We start from the raw sequence: 13,774 nt of genomic DNA on the forward strand, positions 1-13,774 counted from the left end.
ATAAGGTCAATGGTCACAAGAGAAAATTTACGGCGCCAAGCTACGCAGGATCAGGTTCGACAACTGCACCGTGGCTTCCGCGCCATTGGCCAGGTTGTGCTGCAGGAGCAAAGGATTGATGTACGGCCGCATGACGAGATAGATGGCGTCGGCCGTTTCATCGAGGGGCGTCTTGCGTTCGAAGTCGCCGGCTTCCCGACCTTCGCGGATTACCTGCAGGATGAGGCCCTTGATGTGCGCCTCATAGGCTTGCGCGGAAGGCCACGACTCGCTGGCCGAGGTTCGCGCAATGTCGTACAGCTTGCTGTCGTGGAAGAAGAGCTGGCTGCCGGCTTCCACCAGGGCCTTGAACATGCGCCGCAGCCGGTCCGGCGCGGATCGCGCGTCGGCGACGGCCGCGTCGACGGCCACCATAATCGTGTTCAGGCGGTTGGCGCAGATCACCTCGCCGATCGCCTGCTTGGAGTCGAAGAACTTGTAGATATAGGCCTTGGAGAATCCGATGGCCTTGGCCAGGTCCGAGACGGTGGTCTTGTCGAAACCGTACAGGCCGAAGTATTCGGTGGCGGCTTCGACGATCTGATCGCGGACGTCGTGATCGGAGGGGCCTCGCGGCTGAAGGGCGGGGGATGTTGCTTTCGTCATGGGTGCAGCTTAACCCGGGGCATTTTTGTTGACAACGAGTGACCAAAACGTATTATAGTCACCCAAAATTAATCGCCTGAAGGATTCCCATGCTTGCCCGTCATTCCTTTGTTTTGCTGTGCGCCAGCGTGCTGGCCGGGTGCGCGGCAGGCCCTGATTACCACCGGCCGGAGGCGCCGCTTCCCAGTCACTACTCGCAGGCCCCCGGCCGGCAAGCCGGATCCGGGGCCGTGCAAGGCCTCGATACGTGGTGGCGCCAGTTTGACGACCCGATGCTGGCGCGATACGTATCGTTGGCAATCGCGCAGAACCTGGACCTGGCGCAGGCGGCGGCGCGCGTGACGCAGGCGCGTGCGGGGCTGGGCGCGGCCAACGCGGCCTTGCTGCCGTCGGCCTCGGTGCGCGGCCTGGCCGCGCGGTCGCATCAGTCGCGGGAGACGCCACAGGGGCAGGTGGCCAGCACGATGCCCGGTTACGACCGCTGGGGCAACCAGTACGAAGCCAATCTTGAGGCCAGCTGGGAAATCGACCTGTTCGGCGGCCTGCGGCGTGGCCGTGAGGCGGCCATCGCCGATTTTCAGGCCTCGAAAGCGGCAGCGATGGCCACGCAACTCGCGGTGGCCGCGCAAACCGCGGACACATACATTGTGATCCGCAGCCTACAGGCGCGTTTGGACATCGCACAGCGGCAGGTCAGGACGCAGCAGGATCTTGTCGCCAAGGTCGCGCTGCTGCACGAACGCGGGCTGGCTGCGCAATACCAGGTGCGTCAGGCGGATGGCGCGCTGTCGCAAGTACAGGCGACCGTTCCGGTGTTGCAGAGTGGGCTTGATGCGGCCATGAACGCCTTGGACGTCATGCTGGGGGCCGCGCCCGGCACGCATCGCGCCGAACTGGCGGCGCATGCGCCGATACCCGCCGCGCCTCGGATCGAGGAAATGGGCGCTCCCGCGGATCTGCTCCAGCGCCGGCCCGATCTGATCGCGGCCGAACGCCGGCTGGCGGCCGCCAACGCCCGTATCGGCGAGGCGATCTCCGAGTTCTACCCGAAGTTCTCGTTGAGCGGCTTGCTGGGCAGCGCCACGGCCGTGTCCAGCGGCAATCTGTTCTCCGCCGGTGCAAGCCAGTCCACGGGCGTGTTGGGACTGCGTTGGCGGCTGTTCGACTTTGGCCGCATCAACGCGCAGATCGACGGGGCAAAGGGCCAAGAGGCCGAGGCGCTGGCGGCGTATCGCCTGGCGGTCCTGCATGCCACGGAAGATGTCGAGAACGCGTTTTCCGCACTGATCCACCGTGCCGAACAGTCGGCGGTGCTGACCCGCGGCGAAGACGCGCTGACGCAGGCGCGAGCGTCGTCGTTCGCGGCCTACAAGCGCGGCGCCGCCAGTCTGGTCGACGTGCTGTATGCGGACGCCTCGCTCTTGCAGGCTTCTGACGACCGGGCGCAGGCCCAAGCGGAAACCGCTCGCGCAGCGGTGGCGGCATACAAGGCGCTGGGCGGAGGCTGGCGCCCGGACGCACCAGCGCAGATCGCCACGCGCTGAACCGAGGCGCGCGGGCCTCGGCACGGACACAGGAACACGACTTGCTGCGCTGCGCTTCTCGGGCATCTGCCCGGGCCCGCAACTCACGAGGCGATCCAGTGACCCAACTCATCGAAAATCGGTACGCCCTTACCGTGCGCCCCATGCCGGCGGTATTCCTGGCCGGGATGTTTCCCTTGTTTCTCGGCGCGGCACTCGCGGATGCTGCCTATGCGCAGACTTTTCACATCCAATGGAACAATTTCGCGTCTTGGCTGCTGGTCGGCGGGCTGCTGTTTGGCGCGATCGCGCTGCTGTTTGCCATCGTGGACCTGTTCAGGGCTACGCAGCGCGCGCGCGGAATCGTTCCTTATGCCGTCGTGCTGCTGGCAGCCTGGCTGGTAGGCCTGTTCAATGCGTTTATGCACGCCCGCGACGCTTGGGCAAGCATGCCCACCGCACTGATTCTGTCTGCAGTCGGCACCGTGCTGGCGCTTGTGGCGCTCTGGCTGGGCTTCCGCACCCCGCACATCAGGGGGCCGCTATGAATCACCTACGACTGATTGCCGGAATTCCGTTGCTGGTGATGGCAGGGGTGTGCAGCGCGCAGGCCGGAGGCCAATATGGACCTTCGCCTGATCTGCCCAAACCCGAACGCGGCCTGCTGCCCGATATGGTCATTGCCAAGCCTGCCCCGTGGGGCGACAAGGTGCCGACCGTGCCCGAGGGCTACAAGATTTCGGCCATCGCCACGAATCTGAAAATTCCGCGGCAGACGCTCGTGCTGCCCAATGGCGACATCCTGGTGGCCGAGGGTCGCGGCGGCAGCGCGCCCGACCTCAAGCCCAAAGACGTGATCGCGGCCGTCATCAAGGCCCGCGGCACCAGCCCGGTCAAGGGCGGCAACCGCCTGACGCTGCTGCGCGACCCGGAAGGCGATGGCACCTACGAGGCCTCCGTCTTTGCCGAGAATCTCAACGCGCCTTACGGGCTGGCGCTGGTCGGGAACCAGCTGTACGTCGCCAATCAGGACGCATTGGTGCGGTTCGAATACCAGCCTGGGCAGACCAAGGCAAGCGGGCCGCCCGAAGTCGTCACGCCGCTGCCGTCGGAGATCAACCATCACTGGACGAAGGCGCTGACCGCCAGCGCCGATGGGCAGTATCTGTACGTAGGCATCGGCTCGAACAGCAACATCACCGAACGCGGCATGACGGCTGAGGCCGATCGCGCGCGAATCTGGCGCGTGAATGCCAGCACGGGTGAATACAAGACGTATGCGACCGGCCTGCGCAACCCGACCGCGCTTACGATCCAGCCCGATACCGGCCAATTGTGGGCCGTGGTCAACGAGCGCGACGAAATCGGTCCGGACCTGGTGCCCGACTATCTGACCACGGTCAAGGAAGGCGCCTTCTACGGCTGGCCTTACAGCTATTGGGGCAAGAACGTGGACGATCGCGTCCGGCCGCAGGATCCTGCCAAGGTCGCGTCGGCCATCGCGCCGGATTACGCCTTGGGCTCGCACGTCGCGGCGCTTGGCGTCGATTTCTCAGACGCTTCGATGGGGGATCGTTTTGCCAACGGCGTCTTTGTCGGCGAGCACGGAAGCTGGAACCGCAAGGATCCAGTTGGCTACAAGGTGGTCTTCGTGCCGTTCACGGACGGCCGGCCTTCAGGCCCGCCTGTGGACTTCGTCGCAGGCTTTCGCGACACCGACGGCACGACGCGCGGCCGTCCGGTTGGCGTGACCGTAGATCCGAAGGGCGCGCTTATCGTGGCCGACGACCTGTCGAACACGATCTGGCGAGTCACCCCGGCGCAGCCGGCGCAGCCGGCGCAGCCGCCCAAGCCGGTCGCTGCGGCGCAGCCCTGACAAGTCATCCCCAGGCCTCCCGCGCGACGCATCGCATCGTCGGGGGGGCCACGCAACAGGAGCAACCATGGCAACACTTCAAGATGTCAACATCGCCATTCTGGCCGTCGATGGATTCGAGCAGGTCGAACTTACCGGCCCTCGTCATCGTCTGCACGAGGAGGGCGCGCGCACAGTGCTGGTGTCCGCCCGCACCGATCCGATCCAGGGCTTTCATCACGACAAGCCCGGCGACCGGTTTCCGGTGGATCTGACCTTTCTGCAGGCCGCCTCCGAGCCGGAGGTCTTTGACGCCTTGCTGTTGCCCGGCGGCGTGGTCAATGCCGATGAAATCCGTATGCAGCCCAAGGCGCAGGAGCTGGTGCGCGCATGCTTTGACGCGGGCAAGCCGGTCGCCGTCATTTGCCACGGCGCCTGGCTGCTGATTTCCGCCGGTGTCGTCAAGGGCCGCAAGATGACCAGTTGGCCATCGCTGCAGGACGACCTGCGCAATGCGGGCGTTGAGTGGGTGGATGAAGAGGCTGTCGTCGACGGCGTATTGGTGTCCAGCCGCAAGCCGGATGATATTCCGGCGTTCAACGAGGCCTTCATCGGCGTGCTGCGCAAAGCGGTCGAAGGGCGTGATCGCAAATAGGCTGGCCGGTGGCGAGCGCGGGGGGTTAACAGAAGACGCATCGGGAGGCGCCGCGAAGGGGCCCTCGAAGCCGCCCCGTAAGCTGCCCCGGCGGATGACGCTACGTACGCTTCAACGCAACAGTCACCAGTACCGACGCGTTCTCTAGCGCAAAAAGCGAATGCGGGGCTCGGCCGGGCAGGTACATCAGGCGGCCGGCGTCCAGGATATGCGTGGCGCCGCCGGTCGAGACCTCGACGCTGCCCTCCAGGCATTGAAGGGTGATTTCGCCCTCGACGTCATGCGAGGGCATTGTCTTGCCCGCCAGCAGCACCAGGCGCATGACCTCCAGATCCTCGGACTTGAAAAGCGCGACCGACTGCTTCTGCGCAAGCGCCGCGCCATAGGGCTTCAGATCGATGACCTGTCCGGGATCCGCGTGTTTCAGGGCCATGATGACTTCCTTCGCTGGGAGATGGATGGACCAACGATACCCCAGGCGAGCGCAGCGCGGCCGATCAGTTGATCTTGATGCCACGTTCCTTGACCAGGTCCTTCCATTGCGCCGTTTCCTTGGCCAGGTGGTCGCGCAGTGCGACGGGCGTGCTGCCGATGGACTCGGCCCCGATCGAATCGAGCGTCGCCTTCACCTTGGGATCCGCCAACGCGGCGCGCATGGCATCGTTCAGCTTGGCCACCACATCCGGTGGCGTGCCCGCAGGCGCGAAGGCGGCGAACCAGGGCATCAGCTCATAGCCTGGCACGCCCGCTTCCTGCATGGTCGGCACGTCGGGCAGGGCGGCCGAGCGCTTGGTGGTGGTGACGCCCAACGCACGCAGCTTGCCGGTCGCGATGTGGGGCTTGGCGGACGTGATGCTGTCGAACATGTAGTCAACCTGCCCGCCCAACAGGTCCGCGACGGCCGGGCCGCTGCCCTTGTACGGCACGTGCAGCATGTCCACGCCCGTCATCGATACGAACATTTCACCGGCCAGATGGATCGACGTGCCGACCCCGGCGGAGGCGTACGTGTAGTGCTTGGGCTGCGCCTTTGCGTTGGCGATCACGTCCTGCACGCTCGTCGCGCCGGTGCGTTCAGGATTGGTGACCAACACGTTCGGCACCACGGCCAGCAGCGAGATCGGCGCGAAGTCCTTGATGGGGTCGTAATTCAGGTCCTGGTACAGCGCGGGATTCACGGCCATGCCGTTGGCCACGATCAGGATGGTGTAGCCGTCCGGCTTGGCGCGCGCCACGGCCGCCGCGCCGATATTGCCGCCCGCGCCCGCGCGGTTTTCCACGATGAACGACGTATTCAGCTGCTTGCCCATGGATTCGCCAAGCGTGCGCGCGATGCTGTCCATGGCGCCGCCCGGCGGGAAGGGCACGATCCATTTCACCGGGTGGTCGGGATAGGCATCGGCGTGCGCCGCCGCCGCGCCAGCCAGTAGCGATGCGGCCAGCAAGGCGCGGGCGAAGGGTTTGAAGGCGGGGCGCAGGCGCATGAAAGTCTCCGTGTTCTTGAATTATGGGCGGCGATGCGGAACCGATTCATACTCTGGCCGACCGCGCTTGAACGATTGAGGCAGTATCGCTTGCCTTTTTCTAAGGCGTCCAAGACTATATGGGTTTCAATTGATACCTTCAGGGTCTTAATCGTCATGGAACTCAGGCACTTGCGCTATTTCCAGGCCGTGGCCGAGGCCGGCAGTTTCACCCAGGCGGCCGCGCGGCTGCACATCGCGCAGCCGCCGCTCAGCCGCCAGATCAAGCAACTGGAGGAAGAATTGGGCGTGCTCCTGTTCGAACGCACCACGCGCGCCCTACGCCTGACCGAGGCGGGCCGCTTTCTGCTCGAGCAATCGCGCCTGTTGACCGCGCGGCTGGACGAAGTGCTGGAAGGCACGCGCCGGTTGGGTCAAACGGAGCGCCGCTGGTTCGGCATCGGCTTCGTGCCGTCCACGCTGTACGGCTTCGTGCCGGAACTGATCCGGTTGCTGCGCAGCGCGGACGAACGGGTCGAAGTGGGCCTGATGGAAATGAACACGTTGCCGCAGCTCGAAGCGCTGAAGGCAGGCCGCATCGACCTGGGCATCGGCCGCATCCTGCTGGATGACCCGGCGATCGAACGCCGCGTGCTCATGACCGAACCCTTGATGGCCGCCGTGCCGCTGCATCACCCGCTGGCGGGCCAGGGCAGCGTCTCGGTCGACCGGCTGGCGCGCGAGCCCTTCGTCCTGTATCCGGCGCGTCCGCGGCCCAACTACGCGGATCACGTGCTGGGACTTTTTCGCGCCGCCGGCCATTCGCTGCAGGTCGCGCAAGAGGCCAACGAGCTGCAGACCGCCATCGGGCTGGTTGCGGCGGGGCTGGGCGTCACGGTCGTGCCCGCGTCCGTGCAGCGCCTGCAACGCCAGGACGTGGCGCATGTGCGGATCGAAGCCGACGCGTTTGTGTCGCCAGTCATCGTCAGCTATCGCAAGGATGATGCGTCGGTGTTCCTGGCGCGGGCGCTGGAACTGGCGGGGGAACTTGCAAAGGGGTAGGGGCGGCGGGGGTGACCTGCCGCGCTATCGTCCGCCCGCAGGCGAATACGCGCCCACCAGTTCGATGATCCAGTCAATAAAGGCGCGCAGTTTGGCGCTGACGTGGCGGTTGGGCGGGAACGCCACGTACATCGGCATCGGGTCCATCCGCCAGTCCTCGAACACCGGCACCAATTCGCCCTGTGCAAGATGCGGCGCGGACATGTAATCCGGCAGCCACATCACGCCCATGCCGGCCAGACCGGCCGCCAGGTAGGCATTGCCGTCGTCCACGGCCAGCACGTAACGGCCGTGCACGTTGACGACTTCGTTGCCGCGGCGCATGGCGTAGGGCAGCGCACGGCCCGTGCGTTGCCACAGAAAGCCGACGATGCGATGGTGCGTGTCCTCAAGCTCGCGCGGGTGTGCAGGCTTGCCGGCCAGTTTCAGATAAGAGGGCGCGGCATAGACGCCCAATCGTAGGTCACCGACACGGCGGGCCATCAAGGATTGATCGGTCAGCTCGCCGCCGCGCACCACGCAGTCGACGTTTTCGCCGATCAGGTCGACGATGCGGTCGCTGACGCCCATGTCGAGCTGGATGTCGGGATAGCGCGCGTGAAAGGCCGGCAATGCCGGCACCAGCACCATGCGCGCCAGCGGGCTGGGCACGTCCACGCGCAGGCGGCCACGCGGCGCTTCGGCGGCGCTGGACAGGCTGGTCTCGGCGTCGTCCATGTCGGCCAGCAGCTTGATCACACGTTCGTAGTACGCCGCGCCGTCGGCCGTGACGTTGACCTTGCGCGTGGTGCGGTTCAACAGACGCACGCGCAGCCGCGCTTCCAGCTGCTGCACAAGCTGCGTGACGCTGGTCTTGCTCATGTGCAGGGTTTCGGCCGCCTTGGTGAAGCTGCCGGTCTCCACCACGCGCGCAAACGCGGTCATTGCGTCAAATCGGTCCATGACTGCTCTGGTCGGGATCGGGATTGTTTGGATTCTACAAATAGTGATGGATGAAGTTGGCCGTTTATCCGCGCGGCGGGCGCTTTTACAGTTTGCCTATGTCAACGCGGGCGGTCCGAAGCCCCTTCACTTGGAGAATCCCATGAACAACCGTGACGTCGTGTTTCCTCCGCATCGCCACGCGCTTTACGAGCGCAACCGTTATTCGCCGGCCGTGCGTTCCAACGGCTTTCTGTTCGTGTCCGGCCAGGTCGGCAGCCGCGACGACGGCTCGCCCGAGCCCGATCTGCGTCAGCAGGTGCGGCTGGCGTTCCAGAACCTCAACGCCATCCTGCACGCGGCGGGCGCGTCGTTCGACGACGTGGTCGACGTGACGGTCTTCATGGTGGATCCGCAGTCGCAGTTCGAGACCATGTGGGAAGTGGTGCCCGAATTCTGGGGCGAGGCGCCGTTTCCGAACATCACGGCGGTGGGGGTGACCTGGCTTTATGGATTCCAGTTCGAGATCAAGGTCATCGCCAAACTGCCGGAGGGCGCGACGGCTTGAGCGTGCGGCCGGCCGGCGGCCGGACCGCTGGCCGGATAATGACCGGCCCATGACGGGATCATGACCGCCGGAAGACGACGACTTTGCTGGTCAGCTTCTGCAGCGGTTCATCCCGCTGGTTCGACGTGACGGATTCCACGACCACGATGGCGCGATCGGGCTTGGAACGGGACGGCGTGATGCTCAGCACCGTGCTCGTCACCTTCACTACGTCGTCGGGGCGGGTGGGCTGCGGCCAGACCACTTCGGCCCCAGCGCCAATCACGCCGCGCGCCACGGGAAAGCTTTCGACCAGCAGCTTCATGGTCAGCGCCGCCGTGTGCCAGCCGCTGGCCGCCAGGCCCTGGAATAGCGTGTCACGCGCGGCGTCCGGATCCAGGTGAAAGGGCTGCGGGTCGAATTGCGAGGCAAAGGCAATGATCTGCGCCGCGTCCAGGGCGTGGCTCTTGCTGACGAAGATGTCTCCGACGGACAAGTCTTCAAGATAGATCAGCGGCGGCTTGCGGGTATCGGTCATTAACGGCTCCGGCGGTCGACAGGTGGGTGGGGCATTATGGGCGCGCGCCCGCCACTCCCGCAATGCCGCGGGCGATGACCGTTGCCAAAATCGGGTCCATAATCGGCATGTCCCGTTTTATGGATGTCGCACCATGGCAGAAACCCCCACGTCGTCGCAAGAAATCCGTCCGCTGGAGATCGGCGACATCACCGTCATCGACAACACCAAGCTCAAGAAGGCCGTGACCGCCGCGGCGCTTGGCAATGCGATGGAATGGTTTGACTTCGGCGTCTACGGCTTTGTTGCCTTCGCACTGGGCAAGGTGTTCTTTCCCGACGCCTCGCCCGCCGTGCAGACCATTGCCGCCCTGGGCACGTTTTCCGTGCCGTTCCTGGTCCGGCCGCTGGGCGGCGTCTTCTTCGGCATCATGGGCGATCGCTTCGGACGCCAGAAGGTGCTGTCGCTCACCATCATCATCATGGCCATCAGCACGTTCTGCATCGGCCTGATTCCCGCCTATGCCACGATCGGCATCTGGGCGCCGATTCTTCTCTTGGCGTGCATACTGGCGCAGGGCTTCTCCGTGGGGGGCGAATACACCGGCGCGGCCGTGTTCGTGGCCGAATATGCGCCAGACAGGCAGCGCGGCTTCCTGGGAAGCTGGCTGGACTTCGGCTCGATCGCCGGATTCGTCGTAGGGGCGGGCATGGTCGTGCTGCTGCAGACCATGCTGGGCGAGCAGACCTTCCTTGATTGGGGCTGGCGCATCCCGTTCTTCGTGGCCGGACCGCTTGGCCTGCTGGGCTTGTATCTGCGCCACGCGGCCGAGGAAACGCCGGCCTTCACGCAACAGCTTGAACGGATGGAAAAGGAAGACCGCGACGCCGTGCAGGAAAAGCCGACGGTGTCATTCCGCGAGATCTTCAGCAAGTACCGCCGTGCATTGCTGGTCAGCATCGGCATGGTGCTCGTGACCAATGTCACCTACTACATGCTGCTTACCTACATGCCCACGTATCTGTCGGGCAGCCTGGGCTATACCGAAGGGCATGGCGTGCTCATCATCGTCGTCGTGATGGTGGGCATGCTGTTCGTGCAGCCGGTGGTGGGGTTCATCAGCGACAAGATCGGACGCAAGCCGTTCCTGCTGGCCGGCAGCCTGGGCCTGCTGGTCACGGCGATCCCCTCGTTCTTTCTCATCGGCAGCGATAACACCGCGCTCATCTTTTTGGGACTGTTGCTGATCGCCGTGTTCCTGAACTGCCTGATCGGCATCATGGCGTCGACGCTGCCCGCGCTGTTTCCCACGCGCATCCGCTACAGCGCGCTGGCCAGTTCGTTCAACGTGGCCATCATCTTTGCCGGCCTGACCCCCACGGTTGCTGCATGGCTGGTCGAAGAGACCGAGAACCTGATGATGCCCGCGTACTACCTGATGGCGGCGTCGGTCATCGGGCTTATCACGTCGTTCTTCCTGCCCGAAACGGCCAACCGGCCGCTGCGCGGGGAAACGCCGACGGCGTCCAGCCGCAAGGAGGCCAAGGTGCTCCTGCAGCAGGCGTACGAACACATCGAGCAAAGCGTGCAGGACGTCGATGCCGAGATCGCGGCGCTGGAGGAAAAGCTAGACGCGCTGCGCGTGCGGCGCCAACGGTTGGCCGACAGGCATCCGGATATTGAATAGAGGAGCGGGACATGAGCTTGCCATTCAAGCAGGTGGATGTGTTCACCAACGAACCCTATCGCGGCAATCCCGTCGCGGTGGTGCTGCAAGGGCAGGGGCTGTCGGACGAGCAGATGCGGCGCATCGCCAACTGGACGAACCTGTCGGAGACCACCTTCGTGCTGCCGCCCACGCAGCCCGGCGCCGATTACCTGGTGCGCATCTTCACGCCCCAGGCCGAGCTGCCCTTTGCGGGGCATCCCACGCTGGGCACCGCCCATGCGCTGCTCGAGGCGGGCGTCGTCGCGGCGCGTGACGGCCGGCTCGTGCAGGAATGTGCCGCCGGCTTGATCGAACTGTCGGTCACGGATGCGGCGGGTGGCAGCCCGCTTATCGCCTTCACGCTGCCGGAACCCAGCCTGGCCGAACTTGGGGCCGATCTCGTCGACGAAATGGAAGCCATCCTGGGCTCGGCGGTGCTGCACGATCCTGCGCCCAAGTTCGTCAACGTGGGTCCGGTATGGACGATTGCCCAACTGCCCAGCGCACAGGCGGTGCTGACGTTGGGACCGGACTTCGCACGCATGGCCGACTTCGACCGCCGCAACAATGCCGCGGGCATCGTCGTGTACGGCGCCTACGGCGAAGGCGCGGAAGCGGCCATCGAGGTCCGGGCCTTTGCGCCCAGCCTGGGCGCCAACGAAGATCCGGTGTGCGGCAGCGGCAACGGCTCGGTGGCGGCGTTCATCCGCGACGCCGGACAGGTGCCGCAGTTCGGCACGGACTACCTCAGCACGCAGGGCGCCGTGGTCGGGCGGTCGGGCAGGTTGCGCATCTCGTTCGATGCGGACGGCGCCATTCGCGTGGGCGGGCAGTCCGTGACCTGCATCGACGGGCGCATCGCGGTTTGAGACGGGGTCCGCCTGACCGCGATGCGGGCCCGGTTTTCGGCAGGCGCGGCGTGGACTATGCTTGAACGTCGCGCATTGCAGCAAGGTTGAAGCGCATCACTTTCCTGCCAAGGAGGAGCACGATGGCCAGCAAAAACACCGTTTGCCTGTGGTACGACGGCGACGCCCTGGAAGCGGCGACCTTTTATGCAAAGACGTTCCCGGACAGCAAGGTGGGCACGGTCCACCGCGCACCCGGCGACTATCCCTCGGGCCAACAGGGCGACATCCTGATGGTCGACTTCACGGTGATGGGCATCCCCTGCGTCGGCCTGAATGGCGGCGACGCCTTCCAGCACAACGAATCGTTTTCCTTTCAGGTCGCGACCGACGATCAGGCAGAAACCGACCGTCTGTGGGACGCCATCGTCTCGAACGGCGGCCAGGAGAGCGACTGCGGCTGGTGCAAGGATAAATGGGGACTGTCCTGGCAGATCACGCCACGGGCGCTGCTGGCTGCGGTCACGGACCTGGATCAAGCGGCGGCCAAGCGCGCGTTCGAGGCCATGATGACGATGAAGAAGATCGACATCGCGACGATAGAAGCGGCACGGCGGGGGTGATTTCGCGGCCGGCCAACGTAGGCTGAGGCCCGTGCAAGTTCCATCGGTTGGAAGTCAGCCGGTGTGGGGGCCAGGTCAAGAAATGATCTGCCCCTGGGACAAATTTTTGGGGTCGGATTACACGCGCTCGGGCGCTGGCGAGCGTGATGCGAAAGCGCACCCGGAAAAGGTGAAATGACACGATTTCACCGTAAAATCCCGCAGCCGCCGCGCGTTTTCGGCGAAATCTCCTGACTTTCGAGATGTACGTCGATCTTCTCACTCTGTACCTGCTGGCAGTTGGAACACTGCTTGTCAGCGCCGGCCTCATGTTCTGGGAACAGCGGGCCAACCCCACACGCAGCAAGGAATTACGCATCCTGGCTTCAGGCTTCGCCACGCTGGCGCTTGGCTGCGCGGCGGCGTTATATCGTCGCGACCTTCCCGGCGTCAGCGGTGCGGCGCTCAGCAACCTCGTTATCCTCGGCGGCTATCTGCTTGTGCTCAACGGCGTAGCCGCGCTGAGCGGACGGCGCTATGTGCGCACGTCGCTCTGCGTGCTGATCGGCATGGGGCTGACCTGGGTGATCGGGGGCGTGCGCTGGCTCGACGTGATGTGGACGTATGTAAGCTCGATCCCGATTGCGCTCGTCAGCGGATTGACGGCCTGGGAGGTGTACCGTTGCCAGGCGCTCAAGCCGCGCCGGTCTCGGTACATTGTGATGGCCGTTGCGGGCGTGCATACGGCGCTCTACGCCGGCCGGGCGTTCATCCTGCCCTGGTTCGACTCGCAACCCGTCCTGGCGCTGGCCGGCAAGCTCACCATCTACGAGGGCGTGCTGTATTCCGTGGTGCTGCCGATGACGCTGCTCAAGCTCATCCGCGACGAAACGCACCGCCAACTGCTGCTGGAGTCGCAGACCGACTACCTGACCCGCCTGGGCAACCGGCGCTGGTTCGTCGAGCAGGGTGCGCGCATGCTGAACGGCAATGAAGGGCGCGGCGCGGTGTCGGTGCTGGCGTTTGACCTGGATCACTTCAAGTCCGTCAATGACCGCTATGGGCACGCGGCGGGCGACCAGGTGCTCAAGTCCTTTGCCGAAACCGCGCGAGAAGTGCTGGGTCACGACACCATTCTTGCGCGCATCGGCGGCGAGGAATTCGCCGCGCTGCTCTGGGGCGACGACGCAAAGGGCGCCCACACGCTGGGCAAGGCGATGGCCGAACGCTTTGCCGTGACCGTCTCCAATCGGATCGACAACATCGGCATTGCTGCGACGGTCAGCATCGGGCTTGCGCGTTTCAACGGCGACGCGCCCACCATCATGGATGCGCTGGCCATCGCAGACCAGGCGCTTTACCGCGCCAAATCGCTGGGCGGCAACCGGCTGGAAGTGGCCGGGACCAGGGAGCAAGCCGCGGCCTGAA

15 protein-coding genes are annotated in these 13,774 nt (G+C 65.0%); 10 read left to right on the plus strand and 5 right to left on the minus strand.

Going from position 1 to position 13,774, the window contains the following annotated elements; all coding sequences use genetic code 11:
• Positions 1–27 precede the first annotated feature (27 nt).
• On the minus strand, positions 28–645 hold the full coding sequence (locus tag HV681_RS01270; protein ID WP_175121340.1) for a TetR/AcrR family transcriptional regulator: 618 nt from the start codon (positions 643–645) through the stop codon (positions 28–30).
• An 89-nt stretch (positions 646–734) separates the two neighbouring features.
• Between HV681_RS01270 and HV681_RS01275 the strand changes: the two genes are divergently transcribed.
• The 4 genes from HV681_RS01275 to HV681_RS01290 all read left to right on the plus strand — a co-directional run bounded on the left by HV681_RS01275 (position 735) and on the right by HV681_RS01290 (position 4,678).
• Entirely contained in the window at positions 735–2,189 is a 1,455-nt protein-coding gene (locus HV681_RS01275; RefSeq protein WP_175121341.1) for an efflux transporter outer membrane subunit, read from the plus strand.
• A gap of 98 nt (positions 2,190–2,287) precedes the next feature.
• Positions 2,288–2,716, plus strand: coding sequence for a DUF2231 domain-containing protein (locus tag HV681_RS01280; RefSeq protein WP_217467814.1), 429 nt, complete (start codon positions 2,288–2,290; stop codon positions 2,714–2,716).
• Complete coding sequence (locus HV681_RS01285; RefSeq protein WP_175121342.1) at positions 2,713–4,044, plus strand: PQQ-dependent sugar dehydrogenase; 1,332 nt, start codon at positions 2,713–2,715, stop codon at positions 4,042–4,044. The genes HV681_RS01280 and HV681_RS01285 overlap by 4 nt, the downstream gene beginning before the upstream one ends.
• 67 nt (positions 4,045–4,111) lie before the next feature.
• On the plus strand, positions 4,112–4,678 hold the full coding sequence (locus HV681_RS01290; RefSeq protein ID WP_175121343.1) for a type 1 glutamine amidotransferase domain-containing protein: 567 nt from the start codon (positions 4,112–4,114) through the stop codon (positions 4,676–4,678).
• Positions 4,679–4,778: 100 nt separating this feature from the next.
• Here the strand turns inward: HV681_RS01290 and HV681_RS01295 are convergent, their stop codons facing one another.
• Both HV681_RS01295 and HV681_RS01300 read right to left on the minus strand, forming a co-directional pair.
• Positions 4,779–5,111, minus strand: coding sequence for a cupin domain-containing protein (locus HV681_RS01295; RefSeq protein ID WP_175121344.1), 333 nt, complete (start codon positions 5,109–5,111; stop codon positions 4,779–4,781).
• A 64-nt stretch (positions 5,112–5,175) separates the two neighbouring features.
• A complete protein-coding gene (locus tag HV681_RS01300) occupies positions 5,176–6,162 on the minus strand; it encodes a tripartite tricarboxylate transporter substrate binding protein (RefSeq protein ID WP_175121345.1) in 987 nt (328 codons plus the stop codon).
• Positions 6,163–6,318: 156 nt separating this feature from the next.
• On the opposite strand from HV681_RS01300, the gene HV681_RS01305 reads away from it, so the two are divergent.
• Positions 6,319–7,203 carry a LysR family transcriptional regulator gene (locus HV681_RS01305; RefSeq protein WP_175121346.1) on the plus strand — a complete coding sequence of 295 codons (885 nt, stop codon included), beginning with the start codon at positions 6,319–6,321 and terminating at the stop codon, positions 7,201–7,203.
• A gap of 24 nt (positions 7,204–7,227) precedes the next feature.
• Here HV681_RS01305 and HV681_RS01310 read toward each other — a convergent pair whose 3' ends face one another.
• Entirely contained in the window at positions 7,228–8,145 is a 918-nt protein-coding gene (locus HV681_RS01310; protein ID WP_175121347.1) for a LysR family transcriptional regulator, read from the minus strand.
• Positions 8,146–8,287: 142 nt separating this feature from the next.
• Between HV681_RS01310 and HV681_RS01315 the strand changes: the two genes are divergently transcribed.
• On the plus strand, positions 8,288–8,692 hold the full coding sequence (locus tag HV681_RS01315; RefSeq protein WP_175121348.1) for a RidA family protein: 405 nt from the start codon (positions 8,288–8,290) through the stop codon (positions 8,690–8,692).
• Positions 8,693–8,750: 58 nt separating this feature from the next.
• On the opposite strand, the gene HV681_RS01320 is transcribed toward HV681_RS01315, so the two are convergent.
• Positions 8,751–9,209 (minus strand): MaoC family dehydratase, encoded by a 459-nt coding sequence (locus HV681_RS01320; RefSeq protein ID WP_175121349.1) that lies wholly within the window; start codon positions 9,207–9,209, stop codon positions 8,751–8,753.
• Between the two features lie 133 nt (positions 9,210–9,342).
• Here HV681_RS01320 and proP point away from each other — a divergent pair, with 133 nt between their 5' ends.
• The 4 genes from proP to HV681_RS01340 all read left to right on the plus strand — a co-directional run bounded on the left by proP (position 9,343) and on the right by HV681_RS01340 (position 13,773).
• Positions 9,343–10,875, plus strand: coding sequence for a glycine betaine/L-proline transporter ProP (gene proP, locus HV681_RS01325; protein WP_175121350.1), 1,533 nt, complete (start codon positions 9,343–9,345; stop codon positions 10,873–10,875).
• Positions 10,876–10,886: 11 nt separating this feature from the next.
• Positions 10,887–11,765: a PhzF family phenazine biosynthesis protein gene (locus HV681_RS01330; protein ID WP_175121351.1), complete on the plus strand. Its 879-nt coding sequence runs from the start codon at positions 10,887–10,889 to the stop codon at positions 11,763–11,765.
• A gap of 122 nt (positions 11,766–11,887) precedes the next feature.
• Positions 11,888–12,367 carry a VOC family protein gene (locus HV681_RS01335; RefSeq protein ID WP_056561644.1) on the plus strand — a complete coding sequence of 160 codons (480 nt, stop codon included), beginning with the start codon at positions 11,888–11,890 and terminating at the stop codon, positions 12,365–12,367.
• Positions 12,368–12,609: 242 nt separating this feature from the next.
• A complete protein-coding gene (locus tag HV681_RS01340; protein ID WP_175121352.1) occupies positions 12,610–13,773 on the plus strand; it encodes a GGDEF domain-containing protein in 1,164 nt (387 codons plus the stop codon).
• The last annotated feature ends 1 nt before the right edge of the window (position 13,774 follow it).

The sequence above is a fragment of the Achromobacter animicus genome (assembly GCF_902859585.1).
Classification (GTDB): Bacteria; Pseudomonadota; Gammaproteobacteria; order Burkholderiales; family Burkholderiaceae_B; genus Achromobacter; species Achromobacter animicus.

What these genes read in the sequence shown, in the direction of transcription:
- HV681_RS01270 (WP_175121340.1), bottom strand. Translation starts at nt 645, where the DNA reads ATGACGAAAGCAACATCCCCCGCCCTTCAGCCGCGAGGCCCCTCCGAT.
- HV681_RS01275 (WP_175121341.1), top strand. Translation starts at nt 735, where the DNA reads ATGCTTGCCCGTCATTCCTTTGTTTTGCTGTGCGCCAGCGTGCTGGCC.
- HV681_RS01285 (WP_175121342.1), top strand. Translation starts at nt 2,713, where the DNA reads ATGAATCACCTACGACTGATTGCCGGAATTCCGTTGCTGGTGATGGCA.
- HV681_RS01290 (WP_175121343.1), top strand. Translation starts at nt 4,112, where the DNA reads ATGGCAACACTTCAAGATGTCAACATCGCCATTCTGGCCGTCGATGGA.
- HV681_RS01295 (WP_175121344.1), bottom strand. Translation starts at nt 5,111, where the DNA reads ATGGCCCTGAAACACGCGGATCCCGGACAGGTCATCGATCTGAAGCCC.
- HV681_RS01300 (WP_175121345.1), bottom strand. Translation starts at nt 6,162, where the DNA reads ATGCGCCTGCGCCCCGCCTTCAAACCCTTCGCCCGCGCCTTGCTGGCC.
- HV681_RS01305 (WP_175121346.1), top strand. Translation starts at nt 6,319, where the DNA reads ATGGAACTCAGGCACTTGCGCTATTTCCAGGCCGTGGCCGAGGCCGGC.
- HV681_RS01310 (WP_175121347.1), bottom strand. Translation starts at nt 8,145, where the DNA reads ATGGACCGATTTGACGCAATGACCGCGTTTGCGCGCGTGGTGGAGACC.
- HV681_RS01315 (WP_175121348.1), top strand. Translation starts at nt 8,288, where the DNA reads ATGAACAACCGTGACGTCGTGTTTCCTCCGCATCGCCACGCGCTTTAC.
- HV681_RS01320 (WP_175121349.1), bottom strand. Translation starts at nt 9,209, where the DNA reads ATGACCGATACCCGCAAGCCGCCGCTGATCTATCTTGAAGACTTGTCC.
- proP (WP_175121350.1), top strand. Translation starts at nt 9,343, where the DNA reads ATGGCAGAAACCCCCACGTCGTCGCAAGAAATCCGTCCGCTGGAGATC.
- HV681_RS01330 (WP_175121351.1), top strand. Translation starts at nt 10,887, where the DNA reads ATGAGCTTGCCATTCAAGCAGGTGGATGTGTTCACCAACGAACCCTAT.
- HV681_RS01335 (WP_056561644.1), top strand. Translation starts at nt 11,888, where the DNA reads ATGGCCAGCAAAAACACCGTTTGCCTGTGGTACGACGGCGACGCCCTG.
- HV681_RS01340 (WP_175121352.1), top strand. Translation starts at nt 12,610, where the DNA reads ATGTACGTCGATCTTCTCACTCTGTACCTGCTGGCAGTTGGAACACTG.